Source organism: Inhella proteolytica (genome assembly GCF_016093275.1).
GTDB lineage: Bacteria > Pseudomonadota > Gammaproteobacteria > Burkholderiales > Burkholderiaceae_C > Inhella > Inhella proteolytica.
On the sequence record NZ_JAEDAK010000003.1, the window covers coordinates 288,631 to 310,851 of the forward strand.

Here is a 22,221-nt window from a genome sequence, read left to right on the forward strand (position 1 = left end):
GCAAGTTCCAGGGGCGGTTCATGTCAGAACTGTTGCGTCAAGGTCAGCATCAGCGCGTTTTCGTCGTACGGACGCTGAGTGGCTTCAAAGCGGCTGTGGCGATAGCTGGCACTGAACTGGGTCTGCAGGCCCAATTGCAAGGTCCACATCAGGTTGGCGCTGTCCAGGGTTGAATCCAAGCTGGCGCGCTCACCTTGGTTGTGCTGCCGAACCCATTGCGCGGTAAGACTCTGGGTCGGCGCAAGTCGGTACGTCCAGGCCAGGTTGATGCCCTGCTGCTTCACCATGGAGCTGATGGCGAGATCGTCCTGCGTGGCAACCGGTGCCGATCCCAGTCGCTCGGTGCGGCGCTGACTCAGCCCAAAAGTGAACACCGAGCGTTGCAGCGCCCAGGCCCAGTTGAATTGCAGGGCATGGCTCAGGGAACTGCTGCTGCTCAGGAAGCCCGCAGAGACCGGAGCATCCACACCCAGTCCAAGGCGAGCCAGTTCCTGCCGCACCAGCAGATCACGGCGCGCTGCATCGGGCTCACGCGAGGCGTACAGGGCGAAGAGTTGGTCGTATCGTGTCTGCGCTTCTCCAAGCAAATAGCTGCCCGGCAAATTGACGCTGCGGTTGTAGCTCAGCCCGAGCGTCGAGCGCGGCAGGCGGTGATTGGCGCTGAGGCTGTATTGATCCGCCGCGAGGCGACGATCCCAATTGAAGGCGACAGCCGTGCGAGCACTGGGTTGCCAATTCGCCGAGCCACCGTAGGTATCGGCGGTGCGAGTGAGGCCCTCCAGCAGGTTGCTGCGCTCCTGTCCGGCGCGAGCCCCCAGCCGCCAATCAACGTCGGGTCGCCAGTTCAAACCGATCAGAGCCAATTCGGTCCGCGTGCTCCGCCCCAGCCGCGGAGTGCTGCGCTGGTCGCTGAGATCAAAGGACCAGTTCAGCACGCGATCCCGTACCGGACTCAGCGTGAGCGCCGTGATGCGTCCGTTGACATCGCCCGCCAAGGTGCCGCGCACCCGCTGGACGGACTGCGTGTGGCGCAGTTGAAGCTGCGCCACACCGGCCAGGCGGACTCGCATCTGCGGTGTCACGGAAAGGCTGCCCACTTCGGAACGATTGGCTCCAGCTGCCGGCTGCGAACCCACGCTCTGCGTAGCGAACGCAGACAGGGCCTGCTGCCCGATATTCCCGTTCACATCCAGGCTGAGATGCTCTGGCAGCAGCGATGCCCGCACACTGGCCTTCAGCTGGTGCTGGATCTGCCGCATGTCGGTATCGGTCTTGATCTTCTTGATGGTGTTGAGGCTGTAGTCGACTGCCCCTTGCACGGCACCCCGGTTGGAGCGCCACACGACGCCGGGCGACACCATCAAAAGCGCGCCACGATCCTTGGCCGACTGCTTCTCACTGCGGGCCAGTTGGTCGCTGACCAGCAGACTGGCGCCGAGCTGCATCTGCAACCTGCTGCCGCCCGCCCCTGTGCTGTTTACCTCTTGTGCCCAGACCGGCATAGCCACAAGACTTAGGGGCGCAAGCCAGTACAGCAGCTCAGCTCGCTTGAGCACCACGGTCCTCATGCTCGTAGCCGTAGCCGTAACCGTAGCCGTAGCCGTAGCCGTAGCCGTAGCCCCCCTGCGCATCGGTGCGAACCTGGTTCAGCACCAGCATCTTCAGGGGATGGGCCTCAATCGTCGCGAGTGCCTGCTGAACCGCCGATTGCGGCGTGGCTTCCGCCGCCACGACCATGACGATTTGACCCATCTGCGAGGCCAGCACGCGAGCTTCAGTCGTCAACAGCAGCGGCGGCGAATCGAAAATGATGATTCGATCGGGATAGCGTTGCGCCATGTCGTTGAGCAAATCGCGCATGGATTCACTCGCCAGCAATTCAGTGGCGCGCGGATGGGGTGTGCCGCTCGGGAGGAGCGTCAGCTTGTCCACATTCGTGCGCAACAACACATCGGACAGTTGCGCCCGATCCTCGAGCACGTCCAGCAAGCCCGGGCCGGGCGGCAGGCCCAGCATGCGCAGGAGCGAGGGGCGCGCCACGTCGGCATCCACCAGCATCACCGTGTGGTCCAACTCAGCCGCAATGCTCATCGCCAGGTTCAGCGAGGTGAAGCTCTTCCCCTCTCCCGCCAACGCACTGGTCACCATGATGAGATTGGCGTGGTTCAGCGTGGCTGCCCCCTGCCCCACCGCGTTCTTGATCAGCGGCCGCTTGATGACCCGGTACTGATCCGCCATCAAGCTGCGCGGCGCCCCGGGGGTCAGCAGACCCATGGCCCCAAGAGCGGCCAGATCCAATTCGACCTGTTTGGAACGTTGCGGCAGTTCCGCCAGGGGTACGGCAGCCGCCTTGACGCTCTCAGACGCCGCCGCGCCGCCGGTGCCGGCTGCCGGAGCCACGGCAACCGCCGGGCTCGGAACTGGCGTTGCTTCAGGAAGCACGACGCCCGCTTGGCGCAACTGCTCTAGTCGCTGCGCTGCCTGCTCAATCAGACTGGCCATGTTTTGCCCCTTCCCTCAAACCACGGCCTGCCGGGCATTCAGCACCACCAGCGCCAGCATGGCGAGACCGAACATGCCGAACAATCCAATCGACCCCCCGATGAAACGAATCCGATCCACCCGAAGACGCCGGATCTCCGCATCACTGACCAAGCGCGACACCACTCCAAGAATCGGCAGCTCGGTCTTGTTGCGCAGCTCACTGGGCTCAAAGAACACCGGACGCAGCTGACTGGCAGCAAAGGCTGCAAACACTCCGCCCACCAGCGTTACCAGAAGACCCGCCCCCAACAGCAGGAATCGGTTGGGCGCAACCGGTCGCGGCGACACCCGTGGCGGCTCAATCAAGCGGAAGTCCGCCACACCCGCTGCCACATCAAGCTCACCAGAGATCGCGGCCGACTCTCTGCGCGCCACCAAGTCTTCGTAATTCTTCTTGTGGATCGCATAGTCGCGATTGAGCTGAGCAGCCTCCGCCTCGATTTGCGGCGCGGTGCGCATCGCCGACATCGCGGCCGAGTAGCGCGACTGGTACTCACCCACCCTAGCTTTCAGTGAAGCCACCTGGACTTCTGCGGTCGCGAGCATGCGACTCAGCTCCTGCTGCACAGGGTTTCCGACATTGGCAGCACCAACGGGATTGTTGAGCGCCTGCTTGCGCAGCTCCGCCATTTCCCGACGCTTCTGCTCTTCAAGCTCCTTGATCAAGCGCCGGACAGAGGCGACATCGGGGTGCTGCTCGGTGTACCGCTGCAGCAAGCCATCCAAGCTGCGCCGCAACTCAGCCAGACGCGCGTCAATTTCTGGAGTCGACACGGCGATGCTGGACTCCTGCAGGATGGATGCCGTCGTGAGGTCATTGCCGCGTCCACGCTCCCCTTCGAGCTGGCGACGCGCGGCATCCCGGGCATTCTCAGCTTCGCGCAGCTCCAACTTTGCTCGTTCGAGCTGCGCATTCATCTCGGCAAGGCGGGAAGTGGCATCCTTCCCATCACCGGCGACCATCTCGAGGTTGCGCAAGCGGAACTCTTTCAGGCGCTGTTCGGCCTCTTCCAGCTTGGCCTCATAGGCCTTGATCTGCTCATTGATGAAGGTGGTGGCCGAGGCCGTGTCTTTGCGCGTGGCACCCAAAGAGCTCTCGACAAAAATGGACACCAGCGACTGCACCACCCGCTTGGCAACTTCCGGATTCGGATCGTTGTAGGCCAGCGTGTACAAGTTGTCGCGCCCGGTCGTGGAGATCGACAGGGTCTTCATCAAGTGCTCGATCTGCGCCTCGGCCTGAACTTTGGTCTGCTTCTTCAGATCCAGGTCCGCCATCCGCACCAACTTCTCGACATTGGGTCGCGTAATCAGCGTGCGGCTGAGCATCGTGACCTGCTGCTCGACGTTGGGCTGCACCGCCATCCCGGACATCAGCGGCTTGAGGATGGACTGCGTGTCCACATAGATCCGCGCGCTCGACTCGTAGCGATTGGGCACGACAAAGGCGACCACCAGCGCGATCACGCCCAGCAGCCAAGACAGGCTCAGACCGATCCAGCGGTACTTCCATACGCGCCGCAACACCCCAAACAACTGGGCCAACAGGAGGTCCATGCTTAACCAGCGTCCGAGTTAGAAAAAGCTTTGCGGAATGATCAGGATGTCGCCCGGCCGCATTTCCACATTTGCACTGACATCACCGCGCTTGATCAGGTCCTTCAGGCGGACCGAATACTGTTTGCCGGCATCGCTCGTGCGCAGGATGGTGGCGCCATTGCCATCCGCAAAGTCGGTCAAGCCACCCACGGCGATCATCACGTCGAGCAGCGTCATCTTCTGCTTGTAGGGCAGGAACTGCGGGCGCGCCGCTTCTCCCACCACGCGGATCTGCTCGCTGTACGGCCCGACGAAGCTCGTCACCATCACGGTCACCACCGGATCCCGCACATATTTGCCAAGAAGCTTCTCTACTTCGCGCGCCACTTCCTTGGAGTTCTTGCCCTGCACCAGCAACTCATCCACCAAGGGTGCAGAAATCTTGCCGTCTGGGCGGACGGGCACCGCCATGGAAAGCTCTGGATTGCGCCAAACAACGATGTTCAGACTGTCGCCAGGCCCAATGACATAGCTGTAATCCTCTACAGCAGCCTGCACCGGTGCAGGCGGGTGCGCGCCAGTGCTGGAGCAGCCAGTCATGACGACCAGCGCAAGACCAACGACAGCAGAGCCGAGTCGGCTCTTGATCCATGCCTTCATTTGAGGTGCCTTCTTTGCGGGATTTGAGGCGGAGGCGCCCGCTCTGGGGCACCTCGAACGAGCCCGAGGATCATGCCATAGCGAACCACGCGGTCTGTCGCCCCTTGCCTTCGAGAGACCACCCATGCAAGGGGTGAGCCCTGCAATTCAACTGGCCCCAAGCGGCATCTCGACCGCAAGTGGCCCCCCCAGAAAGTTGGCCTCAGTACTTGCGAGCAGCAGGCTCACGCAAGTCTTGCTCGTATCCTTGTCGACCCTGTCTTAGACCACACCGATGTCGGAGCTCCCCGCCCCCAACTCCAACCCAGCCGATAGCCTGTCCCCGGCCGAAGTCATGGCGCTGGCCCAAGCTGCCGCGTCGTCGCCATCGGCAGACAACTCGATTCGCTGGCGGCTCCATTTCAGTGGCTTGCAGGCTGCGATTCGGACCCCTGACCTTGGCCAGCTTGCCGCCACGCGCAGGCGGCTTGACTTAATTTCACTGGGTTGCGTCGTCGAAAGCTTGCGGGCTCGCAGTGCGGAGTTGGGCCTTCTGATGCAGTTTCAATGGCACGAAGACCGCGGCACCGAGCCCCTGTCGCTGACCTTTACCAGAACCCCTCACCAGGCCCCTGACCCGCTGGGGGCGTACCTTGCCGGGCGGCACAGCAACCGGACTCCCTTTTACCGCGGACCCAAGCTCACCGCCACTCAGCAGACGGACCTGGCAAACGAACTCAGACCGATCAGTGGCGCCTCCCTCTCCTGGATGGATGCTGCCGAGTTGCGCGCCCAGGCCACTTCGCTCATCCGAGCAGCTGAAGTCGAACGTTTCCGCAACAAGGAACTGCATGAGGAGCTGTTTTCCGCAGTGCGCTTTGACCTGGGCTGGACGGAAACATGTGAGGAAGGCTTACCCCCCGGCTCCCTCGCCGTAGGCCTATTGGAGAGGCCAGGATTCAAGCTCATGCGCCACTGGAGCGTCCAGCGAGCTTTCAACCTGCTCGGCGTCCACCACGTCCTGGGACTGCGATCTGCCGCGATTCCGGCGCGCACCGCACCCCACCTCGTGGTGCTTGGCGGTACTGGCCCGGAACACGAAGCGGCCCTCTCAGCAGGGCGGGCGCTGTTGCGAATCTGGACCCGCGCGAATGCCATGGGGCTCGCCGCCCAGGTGCTGGCCGCCTCACCGCTCTACGCGTTGGCGGGTGCTACAGCAGTTCCTGAAAAGCTTCAGGCGAAGTTGGCCGCAGGCTGGCACTCACTCACGCCTGCATCGACGCCGTTCATCGTCCTCCGTCTGGGTCATGCCGCTGCGCCCGCCGTTCGCGCCGGACGCCCCTCTGCCGCTTCCGTAGTTGCCTGAGCTTGGCGCACTTCAAAACCATCACCCTCCATGCATCAACCATCCTCTCGCAATCGAACACGGGTGAGCGCTCTCCTCTTTTGCGCGTTCGCCCTGAGCGCCTGCAACACCTCGAACGGCGACGGGGTCGCGCTCGGCAAACAAAGCCTGGCGGAAGCCAATACTCCAGCGGCCATCATTCACTTCAAGAGCGCGCTCCAGCAAGACCCACAACGCTGGGAAGCCCGGGCACTGCTGGGTCAATCGCTGCTTCGTGTAGGAGACGTGAATGGCGCCGCAATCGAATTGGAAAAGGCACTTGAAGGGGGCTACTCCCGCGAAGTCGTTGTGCCCAGCCTGGCTTCAGCCCTGCTGCGCCAAGGGAAGCATCAAGCGCTCTTTGATCGCTTCGGCAATACCAGCCTGACCGATCCGGCTGCCACGGCGTCCCTGCAAACCACATTGGCAGTAGCGCACTGGCAGCGCGAGGACCGCTCCAAGGCGCAAGCCGCCCTGGACCGCGCGCTGGCGGCGCAGCCGAACTTCGGCATGGCCACCTTGCTGAAGGCTCAAATTGCGGCCGCCGACGGTGACTTCGATCGGGCGCTGGAGTTGACTCAACTTACGCTCAAGCACAACGAGAAAGACCTCCAGGCCCTGCTGCTGCTCGCCGCCCTTCAGGGCATGGGCAAGGGCGATCAGCCAGCAGCGACCGCAACCCTTGAACGCGCGCTTGTCGTGGAGCCCAAATTCATCGACGCGCACAAAGCCCTCGTATTTCAAGCGCTTCAGTCGGGCGACATGGCCCTGACTGAGCGGCGCCTTGATCGCTTGCGCGCGGTTGCCCCCAAGCATTCAGTCACCAGCTACCTATCGGCTTTCATGGCCTATGCGCAGCGAGACTTCAAGCAAGCCCGTGCGCTGGCGGAACCCTTACTCAAGGCTTCTGGCAATAACCCGCAAGTGCTGGTCTTGGCCGCTCTCATAGAGGAGCACGGCGGCAGTCTGTTGCAGGCCGAAGCCCACTTGGGCAAGGCGATCAACCTTGCTCCAGGCGAGGCGCAGCCACGTGTCCTGCTCGCAAACCTGTTTCTGCGCAAGGGTCAGGAAGCGCGCGCACTGGCAACTGTGGAACCCCTACTCAATGCTCGGCCGCCGCAGCCTTTGGCCCTGGCGCTGGCGGCAGACGCCTACCTTCGCAGAGGCGAGCGCGAGAAGGCTGAAGCACTCTACGCAGAGGCCGCCAAACTGGCTCCAGCAGATTCCCGTAGTAGCGTAGCGCTCGCATCGTTGAGAGCCACTCAGGGTGACGGAGAGAGCGGTCTGCGTGAGTTGGAAATGCTGAGCCGATCTGCCAAGCCGCAGGACATCTACGCAGACTTGGCATTGTTCAATGCGCACATGCGAAAGCGCGACTTCCCCGGCGCCTTGAAGAGCGCCGAGCAGTTGATCGCCAAGCAACCCAAACAGGCCACGCCCTGGATCATGAAGGCGGGCGTGTACGAGTTGATGGACGACGGTATCAACGCCAAAGCCGCCCTGGAGAAGGCGGTCGAACTCGAACCCAGGAACCTGCGGGCCGTTCTGCGATTGACGGATTACGACACCCACCTGGGTCAACCCGAAAAAGCAGTCGAACGCTTGAAATCATTGGCCGACGCCGGCTCAATCCAGGCTGAACTGGCGCTCGCCGCCAGGCAGCGACGCGCCGGCCAGACACCCGAGCAGGCCCTGGAGGCATTGCGCCAGATTGCCCAAAAGCACCGCAAGGAACCGGAAGCCAGACTTGCACTGGTGCAGGAATTGTTGTCTCAGGGACTTTCTGCAGCCGCACTTGACGAGGCCCAGTCCGCACTGAGCGTGCTTCCGGACGACCTAGGGATCATGGTCGCCTTGGGGACTGCGCAATTGCAGGCCAAGAAGGGCGAAGAGGCCGTCAATACTTTTCGCAAGGTGGCCAGCGCCGACCCTGGCAATGTGCAAGTTCAGTACCGCGTGGCCGAAGCCTTGCTGACAAACGGACGGCAAGCCGAATCCGTGGCGACCCTGCGCCGAATCTTGGAGACACGGCCGGATTTTCTGCCGGCGCAAAGGGCCTTGGCGTCCATTCTCGTTCGCAGCGGCGATTCGAACGGCGCCCTGAAGATCGCCCGCAGCATTCAGAGCAAACGGCCGGAGTCCGACTTCGGGCACCTCCTGGAAGGCGACATTGAAGCCGGTCGCAAACGATGGGCAGCAGGGATCGCCGCCTACCGCCGTGCCCTGGCAAAGTCACCCAGCGGAGAAGCGGCTGCCAAACTCCACACCACCCTTCAGTCCGCCGGCGACAGCAAAGTCGCCGGCCAGTTCGCTGCGCAGTGGCGCAACGACCACCCGGATGACTCCCAGTTTCTATCGCACCTGAGCGGGATTGCGCTGCAACAAGGGCGATATGACGAAGCCGAGGCCTTGCTACAAGCGGTTCTGAAGCTCAGCCCCGGCAGGGCGACTGCGTGGGCCAATCTGGCCTTCGCAAAGATGAAACTCGGGCATCCAGGTGCAATCGACGATGCGCGTAAGGCCGTCCAACTCGCCCCACAGGAGCCAGCACTTCACCATAGCCTGGCTCAAGTGCTCGAAGCGGACCGCCAGTGGGCCCCTGCGCTGGAGGCTGCACAGCGAGCCGTGAAGGCGTCCGGCGGGAACAACCCCGCCTTCCGCCTAACCGTGGCGCGACTGTATGCCGCTACCGGTGACAAGGAGGCCGCCAGGCGCGAGTTGAAAGCCCTGAGCGATCTGGCACAAGATTTTGAAGGCAAAGCGGAAGCTCTGGAACTGCTTCGAAAGCTGTGACGGCGAAGTTAGTCGGTTTTCTTTACAGCCACACAACTCACCGGCCCAAACAAGATCCCAACCAGTTGTTTTAAAAGGATTTTTTTTCACTGGCACGGAGCCTGCTAAAACCAGAGCGTCTAACCTAAATCTGGCTCAGATCCTGAGCAACGAAGGAGCCCATGATGAAACTCGTGAAGCGCGCAATCGCCCTCGCCAGCTTGCTGGCCCTGTCGACCGGCGCTCTGGCCGGCAATTCGGTCTCTAACAATGTTCCCAGCGGCGCCGTTCTGTTCTCGGACGACAGTGCTGAGCGCTGGATTGATGTCAACGACAACGGTGTTCTGGATATCGGCGACAAGCTGCGCGGCATCCTGACTATCAATCAGATTTCCGGTGGTGGCCCTGCCACGCTGATCGGCGGCAATACCGGAAACAATGAACTGACCGGCATTTTCCAGACCGTGGTGACCAACATGGTTGCCGCCGGTACCGGGAAGTTTGACTACACCTTTGCAGCTGACGCCGCCTTCGCTGCTGAGTTTGGTCTGGCCGCCGGCACTGTTGGCGCCTTCTTTGATGACAGCGCCAACAACTTCGCACGTGAAGGCTGTGGCACTTACGGTGCTTGTGAAGCCACCGCCACCGGTGGTGCGCTGTGGGCATCCTTCGGCCTGAGCGGCGGCTTCTGGACCGCTGCTGGCGCTGCCGCCAACCCGGGCCTGGGTGCCGTGCTGCCTCTGGGTACGCCGCTGGGCACCTTCGGCATCGGCATGAACTTCGTTGTGAACAACACCGGTTATCAGTGGAACAAGGTGAACTGCTTCGACACCACCACGTTCACGATGTATCAAGTGGACTTCTGCGGCCAGGGCGGCATCTTGGCCTCGGGTCGTAACGCCGACAACAATCCCGGTTTGCCGGGCATGCAGTCGACCAACACGCCTTACGAGCTGTTCGACAACGTCGACTTCACCGCCAACCGCGTGCCGGAACCCACGAGCTTGGTGCTGACTGGCATGGCCCTGCTGGGCCTGGGCGCTGCAGCCCGCCGCAGCAAGAAGCAGTAATCACTGCGTTACTGCGTAGTCGGCCTTAAGGCTTGAAAACGGCACCTCCGGGTGCCGTTTTCATTTGTGCCATGGGCCCGCAGCCTTACCGCGCGGCATCAGTCTGCACTCACCCGCACTTTCGGCTAGCCTAGTCACCCCTCCAACTTCCGATCAGCAGCGTGGCAACTTATAGCTTCGACTATGCGCGCGCGTTCTCCCGCAATTTCGGGTGGGTAAGCGCCGAAGAGCAGCAGCAATTGCGCCGCGCGCGTGTTGCCGTGGCAGGGTTGGGCGGGGTTGGCGGAGAGCATGTCCACACCTTGGCTCGACTGGGCGTAGCGCACTTCCACATCGCAGACTTCGACGAATTCGACGTTCACAACATGAACCGCCAGGCCGGTGCTTTCATGTCAACGATGGGGCGAGCCAAGCTTGAGGTGGTGGCCGAACAGGCTCGCGACATCAACCCAGAAGTCGAACTCGAACTGTTTCCCCGGGGCGTGCAAGAGGAAGACATCGATCGCTTCCTGGAAGGAGTGGACCTCTACATCGACGGGCTGGACTTCTTTGCCCTCGCCATCCGCCGCAAAGTCTTTGCGGCCTGCCAGGCCAAGGGCATCCCCGCCATTACCGCTGCGCCATTGGGCATGGGGATGTCGTTTCTGTACTTTGACCCCAAGGGCATGAGCTTCGAGCAGTACTTCCGCATGGAGGGGCAGCCCGAGTACGAACAGTACGCGCGTTTTGCTGTTGGCCTCAGCCCCGCGATGCTGAATCGCCACTATCTGGTGGCACCTCAGGCGGTGAACCTGCAGGAAAAACGCGGGCCTTCAACGCCAATGGCCATCAAGCTCTGCGCGGGCTTTTTGGGCACGGCTGTACTCAAGCTGCTGCTGGGCCGAGGCGAATTGCCCGCCGCGCCCTGGTCGCTGCACTTTGACGCCTATCAGCTCAAGTTCAAGCGCTGCTGGCGCCCAGGCGGCAATGCACATCCCATGCAGCGCCTGCTGCTTCACTTCATGCGACCCATCTTCCAAGGGCGCAAAAAGGTCTGACTACCAACTTCAGGCAAGTCCCGCCAAGGGGTGGCTGTCGACCGGCCACGGTGAACTGAACATCCGCTCAACCAGGGCAGGCTCGATCGCATCGGCTTGACTGGGCTGCCAGCGGGGCTGATGGTCTTTATCGATCGCCAGGGCCCGGATGCCTTCCACGGTATCGCAGTGCTGGTCATGCCAAGCCGGCTCAAAACACCAATGCACCAGATTGCGCTCTAGTCGCAGGTCTTCAGCCAGGCTCAGCCCGCGACCGCGGCGCACCAGCTCCAGGCTGATGGTCATGGCCAGCGGCGAGTTCTTGCTCAGTTGCGCCAGCACGTGGCGTGACCAATCACTGTTCTCGGCGTGCAGAGAAGCGAGCAAGGGCAGCAGCCCAGCCGCACTGAAGTGGCGGTCGATGCGCTCGCGCTCTCCTTGATGCAGGGCGTCGGGTGCCACCTCCGCACAGTCCATCACAGTGGCCACTACCCGTTCGGCATTGGGCTGCGGGCGGCTGCGGAGCGCCTCAATGAGCCCCGGGAGTTCGGCGCCGCGCACGAACACATCCCCTAAGCCTAGCGCGATGGCATCACCCGCCCCCAAGGCCTGGCCCGTCAGCGCCAGCCACTCACCCACATGGCCGGGGCACTGCGCCAGGAACCAGCCGCCCCCGACATCAGGAAAGAGACCGATATGGGCTTCGGGCATGGCGAGCTTGCTGCGTTCCGTCAGCACGCGCAGCCGGGCCCCCTGGCTGATGCCCATGCCACCGCCCATCACGATGCCATCCATCAGCGCGATGTAAGGCTTGGGATAGTTGTGGATCTCGTAGTTCAGCGCGTACTCCTCGGTGAAGAAGTCACCGAGTGCCTTGTCCTTAGCCTTGGCCGCCGTGTGAAAAAAGCGGATGTCGCCACCCGCACAGAAGGCCGGTGGTTTGCCCTCGCGGCTGGCGCCCAGCACGGCGACGGCTTCGATGCGCGGATCCTGGGCCCAGGCGCTCAGCAGGGTGCGCAGGTCGCGGATCATGGCCAGCGAGAGCGCATTCAGTGCCTGGGGCCGGTTCAAGGTGATGATGCCCAGCACGCCGTTGACCTCGGCCAGGATCTGGCCGTCGCTGCCCAGGAGAGGGATCAAGGATGGGGTGTCACTCATGCCAGAGGCTCCAGCGCCGGGCGGCGGCGCAGTTCGTTCAGAAACAGGGCCGTGAGCACCAGGCTGCCCCCGGCCAGGGTATTTGGGCCCGGCGCTTCGCCTGCCAGCCACCAGACCCAGGCGACGCCGAACAGCAGCTCCAGTTGCCCCAACAGGGAGAGTTCGGTGGCGCTGAGCACGCGCGCCAGATGGACGACGAGCACACAAGGCAGCGCGAGTTGGAACATGCCCAGAAAGCCCAGCCAGGCCATGTCGGCACCCGATGCATGGAAGGGCCAGGCCAAGGGCAGGGTCAGCAGTGCCGAGGCCAGTCCGCCGAGTGCCACGGCATGCGGGAGCGACACCGTGCCACTGCTACGGCCGAAGCGCTGCAGGACGATCCAATTGGTGGAAGCGGCAATCGGCACCGCGAGCGCCACCAGGGCGCCCCATCCCGGCTTCGCATCGCCGCCAAACATCCACGCCACGCCCGCACAGGCCAACAAGACGGCCAGCCCGGTGCGCAGCGCCATGGGCTGCTTCAGCACCACCCAGGCCAGCACCGCTGTCATCAAGGGGCCGAGCGACATGACCACCAGCACCTGGGCCACAGGGCTGATGCTGACGGCAACCATGAAGGCCGTGAACATCACCGCCCAGCAGGCGCTCGAAGCCCAGAGTGCCTTGCTCGGGTGCAGCAAGGGCGCCAGCCCCGCCCTGCCCTCGCGCAAGCCCCACCACAGCAGCAGCGTGAGTGCGGTGAAGGCAGAGCGCCAGAAGGTCACCTCAAAGGGACGGGCGCTCTCCAGCTGACGGCTGACGATGCCCGCGCTACTCCACAGCAGGGTCACCAGCACCATCAGCAGCAGCGCGCGGCGGTGGCTCATGCGCCGGCGCTTCAGCCTGCAGCGTTTTCGCGCGCCATGCGCTTGCGCTCGTGCTCGACCAGATAGCGCTTGCGCAGGCGCACGCTCTTGGGCGTGATCTCGACCAGTTCGTCGTCCTCGCAAAACTCAACGCCGTATTCCAGGGTCAGGTCGATCGGGGGCGTGATCTTGATCGCGTCTTCCTTGCCGCTGACGCGGAAGTTGGTCAGCTGCTTGGTGCGCGTGGCGTTGACGACCAGGTCGTTGTCGCGGTTGTGGATGCCGACGATCATGCCCTCGTACACCGGGTCGCCGGCCTTGACGAACATGCGACCACGGTCGTCGAGCTTGCCCAGGGCGTAGGTGAAGATCTCGCCGGCGTCCATCGAGATCAGCACGCCATTCTTGCGGCTGCCGATGTCGCCCTTGTGCGGCTCGTAACCGTCGAAGATGTTCGAGATCAGGCCCGAGCCGCGCGTCAGGTTGAGGAATTCGTTACTGAAGCCGATCAGGCCGCGCGCCGGGATGCGGTACTCCAGGCGGACGCGACCACGGCCGTCCGGCTCCATGTTGACCAGTTCGCCCTTGCGCTCGCCCAGGGCCTGCATCACGCCGCCCTGATGGGCCTCCTCGATGTCGGCGGTCACCAGCTCGATCGGCTCGCAGCGCACGCCGTCGATTTCCTTGAACACCACGCGCGGCTTGCCAACGGCCAGCTCAAAGCCTTCGCGGCGCATGTTCTCGATCAGGATGGTCAGGTGCAGTTCGCCGCGGCCCATCACTTCGAACACGCCGTCCTCGTCCGTCTCCTTGACGCGCAGCGCGACGTTGCTCTGCAGCTCCTTCTGCAGGCGGTCCCAGATCTGGCGGCTGGTGACGAACTTGCCTTCACGGCCGGCCAGGGGCGAGGTGTTGACGCAGAAATTCATCGTCAGCGTCGGCTCGTCGACCTTGAGCATCGGCAGCGGTTGCGGGTTGGCCGGGTCGGTGATGGTCACGCCCATGCCGATGTCCTCGATGCCATTGATGAGCACGATGTCGCCGGGGCCGGCTTCCTGCACCATCATGCGGTCCAGGCCCTTGAACTTCAGCACCTGGTTGATGCGGCCCTTGGCAGTCTTGCCGTCCGGGCCTTCCATCACCAGCACGTCCATGCCCGGCTTGATGGTGCCCTGGTTGATGCGGCCCACGCCGATGCGGCCGACGTATGACGAATAGTCCAGCGAGCTGATCTGCATCTGCAACGGAGCGCTTTCCTCGCCCTCGTGCGGCTGCACATGGCGCAGGATGGTCTCGAACAGCGGGGCCATCGAATCGCCCCACTTCTCGCCCGGCTCGCCCTCTTCGAGCGAGGACCAGCCGTTGATGCCCGAGGCGTAGACGACTGGGAAGTCGAGCTGCTCGTCGGTGGCGCCGAGCTTGTCGAACAGATCAAAGGCGGCGTTGATGACGGCATCCGGCTTGGCGCCCGGCTTGTCGACCTTGTTGACGACCACGATCGGGCGCAGGCCCAGGGCCAGGGCCTTCTTGGTCACGAAGCGAGTCTGCGGCATCGGGCCTTCCTGGGCGTCGATCAGCAGCACCACACCGTCCACCATCGAGAGCGCACGCTCAACCTCACCACCAAAGTCCGCGTGGCCCGGGGTGTCGACGATGTTGATGTGCGTGCCTTCCCAGCTCACCGCGCAGTTCTTGGCCAGGATGGTGATGCCGCGTTCCTTTTCGATCGCGTTGCTGTCCATCACGCATTCCTCGACCTGCTCGTGAGCAGCGAAGGTGCCGGACTGGCGCAGCAGCTGGTCGACGAGGGTGGTCTTGCCATGGTCCACGTGGGCAATGATGGCGATGTTGCGGATTTGCTTGTTGCTCATGGCAGTTCTCAGGTCAGTGATACGGGGCCAGCGAGCAGGGTCTGCAGCTCGATGGGGCTGAGCAGTCGCTCAGGAATCAATTCGCCGCCGGCAATGCGGGCGGAGCCAAGGAAGGCCTTGGGTTCAGGGCCGAAGGCACGCACCCGCGCCGAGGGCGCGAGCCCCGTGCGGCGGCGGATGCCGGCCAGCAGCTTGCCGGCGTTCTCGGCGTCGAGGCGCACCAGGGGGCAGTCGTCCAGCAGCAGATCGGGCGGCAGCAGATGACTCAGCCGGGCCGTGTCATCTTCCGCTTCGAGCTGCTCAATGGTCACGGTCTGGGCCAGATGCAGCGGGCCACTTTGGGTGCGGCGCAGCGCGCTCAGGTGCGCGCCGCAGCCCAGCAGCTCGCCAAGATCATCGGCCAGGGTGCGGATGTAGGTGCCCTTGGAGCAGCGCACGGCAAGCTGCATCGTCTCGCCGTCCTGTGACAGCAGTTCGAGCGCATGGATGGTGACGCGGCGCGATTCCCGCTCCACCGTCTTGCCCTGACGCGCCAGCTCGTACAGCGCCTTGCCCTCGTGCTTGAGCGCCGAGTGCATGGGGGGCACTTGCTCGATCTCTCCCCGCAACTGCTGCAAGGCCGCCTGCAGTTGCTCCGGTGTGAAGCTGATCGCACGCTCGCGCAGCACCTCGCCCTCGCGGTCGCCGGTGGCCGTGGTCTGCCCCAGGCGCAGCGTCGCGACATAGGCCTTGTCGGCCTCCAGATTGAGCTGGCTGAACTTGGTGGCCGCGCCGAAGCACAGCGGCAGCAGGCCGGTGGCCAGCGGGTCCAGGGTGCCGGTATGGCCGGCCTTCTCCGCCCGCAGCAGGCGCTTCACCTTCTGCAGCGCGTCGTTGCTCGACAGGCCCAGCGGCTTGTCAAGCAGCAGCACGCCATGCAAAGCACGGCGCGGCAGGCGCGGGCGGGGGGTGGCTTGCATCAGTCCTCGCGGTCCTCGTCGGCATCAAGTGCTCGCGTGCGGTTGGCCTGCTGGATCAGCGCGTTCATCTCCGCCGCACGCTCGGTGCTGTGGTCGAAGTGGAAATGCAGGGTCGGCACGGTGTGGATCTGCAGCCGCTTGAACAGGCCGTTGCGCAGGAAGCCGGCGGCCTCGTTCAGCGCCTCCGCCGTGGCGTCGGGCGAGCCCACCAGCAAGGTGAAGAACACCTTGGCATGGGCGTAATCGGGCGTGACCTCGACAGCCGAGATCGTCAGCATGCCGATGCGCGGATCCTTGAGCTCGCGGATCAGCTCGGCCAGATCGCGCTGGATCTGGTCGGCGACGCGGAAGCTGCGGTTGGGGGTGGACTTCTTGTGGCGCATGAGCGGTTCTCCTGGATGGACAAAGCCCCGACCGGCACTGCCGGTCGGGGCTTGTCACGAATCCTGCTACCGGCTTACAGGGTTCGGGCGACTTCCTTGACTTCGAAGAATTCGAGCTGGTCGCCTTCGTGGATGTCGGTGTAGTTCTTCAGCTTCACACCGCACTCGAAGCCTTCCTTGACTTCCTTGACGTCATCCTTGAAGCGCTTGAGCGAATCCAGCTCGCCGGTGTAGATCACCACGTTGTCGCGCAGCAGGCGGAAGCGCGCGTCGCGCTTGACCGTGCCATTGGTGACCATACAGCCCGCAATGGTGCCGATCTTGGTCGCCACGATGACGTTGCGGATCTCGGCCGTGCCGAGGATCTCCTCACGCTGCTCGGGCGCCAGCATGCCGCCCATGGCCGCCTTGACATCGTCCACCGCGTCGTAGATGACGTTGTAGTAGCGCAGGTCCACGCCATTGCTCTCGGCCAGCTTGCGCGCGCCGGCGTCGGCACGGGTGTTGAAACCGATGACCACCGCCTTGGAGGCGATCGCCAGGTTGATGTCGGTTTCGCTGATGCCGCCGACCGCCGAGTGGACGATCTGCACGCGCACTTCTTCGGTGCTGAGCTTGAGCAGCGAAGCGGCCAGCGCTTCCTGCGAACCCTGCACGTCCGCCTTGACGATCAGCGCCAGGGTCTGGGCCTCGCCCTTGCCCATGTTCTCGAACATGTTCTCGAGCTTGGCGGCCTGCTGCTTGGCCAACTTCACGTCGCGGTACTTGCCGGCGCGGAAGGTAGCGATTTCACGGGCGCGGCGCTCGTCGCCCAGCACCATGAACTCATCACCGGCACGCGGCACGTCCGAAAGGCCTTGGATCTCCACCGGGATCGACGGGCCTGCCTCGTTGGCAGCCCTACCGTCCTCGTCCAGCATGGCGCGCACGCGGCCGAAGGTCGAACCGGCCAGCACCACGTCGCCCCGCTTGAGCGTGCCGCTCTGCACCAGCACCGTGGCCACCGGGCCGCGGCCCTTGTCCAGCTTGGCTTCGATGACCAGGCCCTTGGCCATGGATTCGACCGGAGCGGTCAGCTCCAGCACCTCGGCCTGCAGCAGCACCTGTTCGAGCAGGCTGTCGATGCCCTCGCCCGTCTTGGCCGACACCGGCACGAAGGGCGAATCGCCGCCGTACTCTTCCGGCACGACTTCTTCACCGACCAGTTCCTGCTTGACGCGGTCCAGGTTGGCGCCGGGCTTGTCGATCTTGTTGATCGCCACCACCAGCGGCACATTGGCGGCCTTGGCGTGGTGGATGGCTTCCTTCGTCTGCGGCATGACGCCGTCGTCCGCCGCCACGACCAGGATCACCAAGTCGGTGGCCTTGGCGCCGCGGGCACGCATGGCCGTGAAGGCCTCGTGACCCGGGGTGTCCAGGAAGGTGATGACGCCACGCGGGGTTTCGACGTGATACGCGCCGATGTGCTGCGTGATGCCGCCTGCTTCGCCCGAGGCCACGCGCGCGCTGCGGATCTTGTCCAGCAGCGAGGTCTTGCCGTGGTCGACGTGACCCATGACGGTGACAACCGGCGGGCGCGGCAGGGCCTCGAAGGCCTTCTCGGCGCCGTCTTCCTCTTCCAGGAAGGCGTCCGGGTCGTCCAGCTTGGCCGCGAAGGCCTTGTGGCCCATTTCCTCGACCACGATCATGGCCGTTTCCTGGTCCAGCGCCTGGTTGATGGTGACCATCTGGCCCAGTTGCATCAGCTTCTTGATGACCTCGGCGGCCTTGACCGACATCTTGTGCGCCAGGTCGGCCACCGTGATGGTCTCGGGAATGTGCACTTCCTGGATCACCGGCTCGGTCGGCGCCACGAAGTTCGACTGGCCTTCGCCACGGTCGCCACGACGGCCGCCCTTAGGCGCCTTCCAGCCCGGCGTGCCGCGGCCGGCTCCGGCCGTGGTGTCGCCGCGGGTCTTGAGGCCGCGCTTCTTGGCCGCATCGTCGGCCCAGCTGCTGCTGAGCTTCTCGCTCTTGACGGACTTCTTGTCGCCCGGCTTGGCGGCGCCTGCATTGGCTGCCGGGGCCGGCGCACCGGTCACGCCCGGCTTCTTGTGCAGGGTGCCCTTGATTCCCGGGGCTTCGACCGGCTTGGGTTCTTCCGGCTTCTTCGCCACCAGCACCTTCTTGGGTGCATTCATCATGGCGCGAATGGCCGCAGCCTCGGCTTCCGCCGCCTTGCGGCGACGATCCAGCTCGGCCGCCTTGGCGGCCGTCTCGGCCGTGATGTCGGCTGCCTTGACCACGCGCAGTGCGGGCTTGGGCGCCTCAACCGGAGCCGGCGCCGGGGCTGCCGCTTCCACCTTGGCTTCGGGCTTGGCCTCGACCTTGGCTTCAGGCTTGGTTTCCGCCGTGGTTTCGGGCTTGGCCTTGGCGCTCTTGGCATTCTTGGCGGCTTCGGCCTCCGCCTGCGCGGCCGCCAGAGCGGCCTCTGCCGCAGCCTTGGCAGCGGCTTCCGCAGCGGCACGCTCTTCAGCCGCCTTGCGCTCGGCCTCTTCACGCGCACGGGCTTCCGCCTCGGCACGCTCACGGGCCTGACGCTCCAGCTCCGCCTGCTCGCGCGCCAGCGCTTCGGCCTGGGCCCGCGCTTCTTCTTCGCGGCGCGCCAGTTCGGCGGCTTCCAGCGCAGCAGTCTCGTCAGAGGCCGGGCCGTCGTCACGCTTCACGAACACCCGCTTCTTGCGCGTCTCGACCGTGATGGTGCGCGCCTTGCCGCTGGCATCGGCCTGCTTGATCTCGGTGGTCGACTTCTTGACCAGGGTGATCTTCTTGCGGTCCGCACCGGCCGTGCCGTGGGACTGGCGCAGGTGTTCAAGCAGGCGTTCCTTGTCGCCTTCGGTCAGCGCATCGGCCGCCGAGGCCTTGGGTACGCCGGCAGCCTGCAGCTGCTCAAGCAGCGTGCTGGCCGGGCGGTTCAGCTCGGCGGCAAATTGAGCGACGGTGGTCACAGCCATCTGGGGAATCCTTGGGGTGTCTTGGTGCGGTAGCAGTTAGGTCGGGTGCAGGGCTTGGATTACGCAAACCAGTGTTCACGTGCCTTCAGGATCAGCGCCTTCGCGCTCTCCTCGGCCATGCCGGTCATCTCGACCAACTCGTCCACCGCCAGATCGGCCAATTCATCGCGGGTATGCACACCGCCGCCCGCCAGCTTGGCCAGCAGATCGGGGGTGATGCCCTCGAGGTCACGCAAATCCTGCGAAACCTCCTCGACCGATTCCTCGCGCGCGATTTCCATCGTCAGCAGCGCATCCTTTGCACGTGCGCGCAGCTCGTGCACGGTGTCTTCGTCGAAGCTCTCAATCTCCAGCATTTCGGCCAGCGGCACATAGGCCACCTCCTCCAGGCTGGTGAACCCTTCGGCGATCAGGATGTCGGCGACTTCCTCGTCGACATCCAGCTTTTCGATGAACAACTTGCGCGCACCGCCGTCTTCCTCGGCCTTGCGCGCAGCCGATTCCTCGGCCGTCATGATGTTGATGCGCCAGCCGGTCAGCTCTGAAGCCAGACGCACGTTCTGGCCGCCGCGGCCGATGGCGATGGCGAGGTTTTCCTCATCAACCACCACATCCATCGCGTGACGCTCCTCGTCCACCACGATGGACGAGACATTCGCCGGCGCCAGGGCACCGATGACGAACTGCGCCGGATCCTCGCTCCACAGCACGATGTCGACACGCTCGCCCGCCAGCTCATTGGTCACGGCAGTGACGCGTGAACCCCGCACGCCCACGCAGGTGCCGATCGGATCGACGCGGCGGTCATGCGAAACGACCGCGATCTTGGCGCGGCTGCCGGCATCGCGGGCGCAGCTCTTGATCTCCAGCAGACCCTGCTCGATTTCGGGAACTTCCTGAGCGAACAGTTCCTTCATGAAGTCGCCATGGGCGCGCGACAGCATGATCTGCGGGCCGCGCGCGGTCGGGTCGATGCCCAGCAGCACGGCACGCACGCGGTCACCGCTGCGCAGGTTTTCCTTCGGGATCATCTCGCTGCGCTTCAGGCGGCCTTCCACGCGGCCCGATTCGACAATGATGTCGCCCTTGTCCAGGCGCTTGACGGTGCCGACGAAGATCTTCTCGCCGCGGGCGAGGAAATCGTTCAGCAGCTGCTCACGCTCGGCGTCGCGGATCTTCTGCAGGATGACCTGCTTGGCGGCCTGGGCGCCGATGCGACCGATGGGCACCGACTCGATCGATTCCTCGATGTAGTCGCCCTCTTCGATGTCGGCAATGCGATCACGGGCGTCGGTCAGCAGCTCCTCGGCATCCGGGTTCTGCAGGCCGGCGCTGTCGGGCACCACCAGCCAGCGGCGGAAGCTCTCGTATTCGCCCGATTCGCGGTCGATCGAGACACGGATGTCGACCTCGCCGCCGACAAACTTCTTGGTGGCCTGGGCCAGCGCCGATTCCACGGCACCGAACACCACTTCACGTTCCACGCTCTTTTCGCGGGAAATGGCGTCCACCAGCAGCAACAGTTCGCGGTTCATGGGGTCTGATCTCCGTCGGTCTTCTTCTGATTCGGGGTCTGGGCGGTTTTGCCGCCGGGGGCCGGCTTGTTCTTCCGCCCCTTGAAATCGATCACCGGCACCAGGCGCGCCTCGCGCACCTCGTCCAGCTGAAAGCTGAGAACCTGCTCCTGGCCGGGCTCACCGAACACCAGCTGCCAGCCTTCGCCCTCGCCGGTCTGCAGCAGGCCGCGGTACTTCTTGCGGCCCTGGAACGGCAGGCGCAGGGTCAGGTCGATCTGCTCACCGCAGAAGCGGCGGTAGTGCACGGGGGTATGCAGGGGTCGGTCCAGGCCGGGCGAACTGACTTCCAGGCGGCTGTAATCGCAGCCTTCCACTTCCAGCACATACTGCAGCTGGCGCGTCACGCGCTCGCAGTCGTCCACGGTAACGAAGGGCTGCTCCTGGCCTTCGGGGGCGGGCAATTTGTCAATGAACACACGCAGCAATCCGCCGGCGGAGCGCTCACACTCCACCAGTTCCAGGTCCAAACCTGTGACGGCCTTTTCAACCACTGCCTGCCAGTTCATCCGCGCCAACCACTCCGTACCGCTCTAAAAGCGAAAAGCCAAAAAAAATGGGCTGGAAGAATCCGCCCAACGCTTCACTACTTCAGCGAAGCTCGCATTCTAATCCGAAAGCGCGGGCTTCCCCGTAGCCCTTGTTGCGCGTGACAGAATCCGCGCCCCACTTTTGCAACAGGTTGAACCATGGGATTTCTGGCCGGCAAGCGCTTTTTGATCAGCGGCGTGCTTTCCAACCGCTCCATTGCCTATGGCATTGCCAAGGCTTGCCATCGTGAAGGCGCCGAACTGGCCTTTTCCTACGTGGGCGAGCGCTTCAAGGAGCGCATCACCGAATTCGCCGCCGAATTCGGCTCCAGCCTTGTGTACGACTGCGATGTCGGCAGCGATGAGCAGATCGAACGCACCTTTGCCGAACTGGGCGAGGTCTGGCCGGAATTCGACGGTTTTGTGCACTCCATCGGCTTTGCACCGCGCGAGGCGATCGCCGGCAACTTCCTTGATGGCCTGTCGCGCGAATCGTTCCGCATTGCGCATGACATCAGCGCCTACAGCTTCCCGGCCATGGCCAAGGCAGCCGCTCCGCGCCTGCGCCCAGGCGCCGCGCTGCTGACCCTGTCCTATTTGGGCGCGCTGCGCTATGTGCCCAACTACAACACCATGGGCCTGGCCAAGGCCAGCCTGGAGGCCAGCGTGCGCTACCTGGCCCATGCCCTGGGTGACAAGGGCGTGCGTGTGAATGGCATCTCGGCCGGCCCCATCAAGACGCTGGCTGCTTCGGGCATCAAGGACTTCGGCAAGCTGCTCTCGGCCTTTGCCGCCACCACGCCGATCCGTCGCAACGTGACGATCGACGACGTCGGCAATGCCGCCGCTTTCCTGCTGTCCGATCTGGCCGCCGGCGTGAGCGCGGAAATCCTGTACGTGGACGGCGGCTTCAGCCACGTGGCGCTGGCCAACGAGGAGTAAGC

Annotated in this window: 17 protein-coding genes; 5 read left to right on the top strand and 12 right to left on the bottom strand. The window is 64.0% G+C overall.

From position 1 onward, the window contains the following. Positions 1-23: 23 nt before the first annotated feature. From I7X39_RS06395 to I7X39_RS06410, 4 genes are read right to left on the bottom strand one after another with little or no spacing between them, the layout of a single operon-like run. Positions 24-1,568: a TIGR03016 family PEP-CTERM system-associated outer membrane protein gene (locus I7X39_RS06395; protein WP_198110138.1), complete on the bottom strand. Its 1,545-nt coding sequence runs from the start codon at positions 1,566-1,568 to the stop codon at positions 24-26. Next, positions 1,540-2,502 carry an XrtA-associated tyrosine autokinase gene (locus tag I7X39_RS06400; RefSeq protein WP_198110139.1) on the bottom strand — a complete coding sequence of 321 codons (963 nt, stop codon included), beginning with the start codon at positions 2,500-2,502 and terminating at the stop codon, positions 1,540-1,542. Before I7X39_RS06400 ends, I7X39_RS06395 begins: the two co-directional genes overlap by 29 nt. A gap of 15 nt (positions 2,503-2,517) precedes the next feature. Beyond that, positions 2,518-4,101, bottom strand: coding sequence for an XrtA system polysaccharide chain length determinant (locus I7X39_RS06405; RefSeq protein ID WP_198110140.1), 1,584 nt, complete (start codon positions 4,099-4,101; stop codon positions 2,518-2,520). 18 nt (positions 4,102-4,119) lie between these two features. After that, positions 4,120-4,743: an XrtA/PEP-CTERM system exopolysaccharide export protein gene (locus tag I7X39_RS06410; RefSeq protein WP_198110141.1), complete on the bottom strand. Its 624-nt coding sequence runs from the start codon at positions 4,741-4,743 to the stop codon at positions 4,120-4,122. 274 nt (positions 4,744-5,017) lie between these two features. Here I7X39_RS06410 and I7X39_RS06415 point away from each other — a divergent pair, with 274 nt between their 5' ends. The 4 genes from I7X39_RS06415 to I7X39_RS06430 all read left to right on the top strand — a co-directional run bounded on the left by I7X39_RS06415 (position 5,018) and on the right by I7X39_RS06430 (position 10,985). Next, positions 5,018-6,088, top strand: coding sequence for a hypothetical protein (locus tag I7X39_RS06415; RefSeq protein WP_198110142.1), 1,071 nt, complete (start codon positions 5,018-5,020; stop codon positions 6,086-6,088). Between the two features lie 30 nt (positions 6,089-6,118). Beyond that, the gene (gene prsT, locus I7X39_RS06420) at positions 6,119-8,899 is read left to right on the top strand and encodes an XrtA/PEP-CTERM system TPR-repeat protein PrsT (RefSeq protein ID WP_198110143.1); all 2,781 of its coding nucleotides are present in this window, start codon (positions 6,119-6,121) and stop codon (positions 8,897-8,899) included. A gap of 164 nt (positions 8,900-9,063) precedes the next feature. Further along, entirely contained in the window at positions 9,064-9,948 is an 885-nt protein-coding gene (locus tag I7X39_RS06425; protein ID WP_198110144.1) for a PEP-CTERM sorting domain-containing protein, read from the top strand. 161 nt (positions 9,949-10,109) lie between these two features. Then, entirely contained in the window at positions 10,110-10,985 is an 876-nt protein-coding gene (locus tag I7X39_RS06430; RefSeq protein ID WP_198110145.1) for a ThiF family adenylyltransferase, read from the top strand. Positions 10,986-10,994: 9 nt separating this feature from the next. On the opposite strand, the gene I7X39_RS06435 is transcribed toward I7X39_RS06430, so the two are convergent. The 8 genes from I7X39_RS06435 to rimP all read right to left on the bottom strand — a co-directional run bounded on the left by I7X39_RS06435 (position 10,995) and on the right by rimP (position 21,256). Beyond that, positions 10,995-12,122 carry an enoyl-CoA hydratase/isomerase family protein gene (locus tag I7X39_RS06435; RefSeq protein WP_198110146.1) on the bottom strand — a complete coding sequence of 376 codons (1,128 nt, stop codon included), beginning with the start codon at positions 12,120-12,122 and terminating at the stop codon, positions 10,995-10,997. After that, on the bottom strand, positions 12,119-12,988 hold the full coding sequence (locus I7X39_RS06440; RefSeq protein ID WP_198110147.1) for a DMT family transporter: 870 nt from the start codon (positions 12,986-12,988) through the stop codon (positions 12,119-12,121). The genes I7X39_RS06435 and I7X39_RS06440 overlap by 4 nt, the downstream gene beginning before the upstream one ends. 11 nt (positions 12,989-12,999) lie before the next feature. Continuing rightward, entirely contained in the window at positions 13,000-14,838 is a 1,839-nt protein-coding gene (gene typA / locus I7X39_RS06445; RefSeq protein ID WP_198110148.1) for a translational GTPase TypA, read from the bottom strand. Positions 14,839-14,846: 8 nt separating this feature from the next. Continuing rightward, positions 14,847-15,797, bottom strand: coding sequence for a tRNA pseudouridine(55) synthase TruB (truB, locus tag I7X39_RS06450; protein ID WP_198110149.1), 951 nt, complete (start codon positions 15,795-15,797; stop codon positions 14,847-14,849). Continuing rightward, positions 15,797-16,180, bottom strand: a complete 384-nt coding sequence (gene rbfA, locus I7X39_RS06455) for a 30S ribosome-binding factor RbfA (protein ID WP_198110150.1) — start codon at positions 16,178-16,180, stop codon at positions 15,797-15,799. The genes truB and rbfA overlap by 1 nt, the downstream gene beginning before the upstream one ends. Before the next feature lie 74 nt (positions 16,181-16,254). Further along, positions 16,255-19,173, bottom strand: a complete 2,919-nt coding sequence (infB, locus tag I7X39_RS06460) for a translation initiation factor IF-2 (RefSeq protein ID WP_198110151.1) — start codon at positions 19,171-19,173, stop codon at positions 16,255-16,257. Between the two features lie 59 nt (positions 19,174-19,232). Continuing rightward, positions 19,233-20,708, bottom strand: coding sequence for a transcription termination factor NusA (gene nusA / locus I7X39_RS06465; RefSeq protein WP_198110152.1), 1,476 nt, complete (start codon positions 20,706-20,708; stop codon positions 19,233-19,235). Continuing rightward, complete coding sequence (gene rimP, locus I7X39_RS06470) at positions 20,705-21,256, bottom strand: ribosome maturation factor RimP (RefSeq protein ID WP_198110153.1); 552 nt, start codon at positions 21,254-21,256, stop codon at positions 20,705-20,707. Before rimP ends, nusA begins: the two co-directional genes overlap by 4 nt. Positions 21,257-21,436: 180 nt before the next feature. Between rimP and fabI the strand changes: the two genes are divergently transcribed. Next, entirely contained in the window at positions 21,437-22,219 is a 783-nt protein-coding gene (gene fabI, locus I7X39_RS06475; protein WP_198110154.1) for an enoyl-ACP reductase FabI, read from the top strand. Positions 22,220-22,221: the final 2 nt, after the last annotated feature.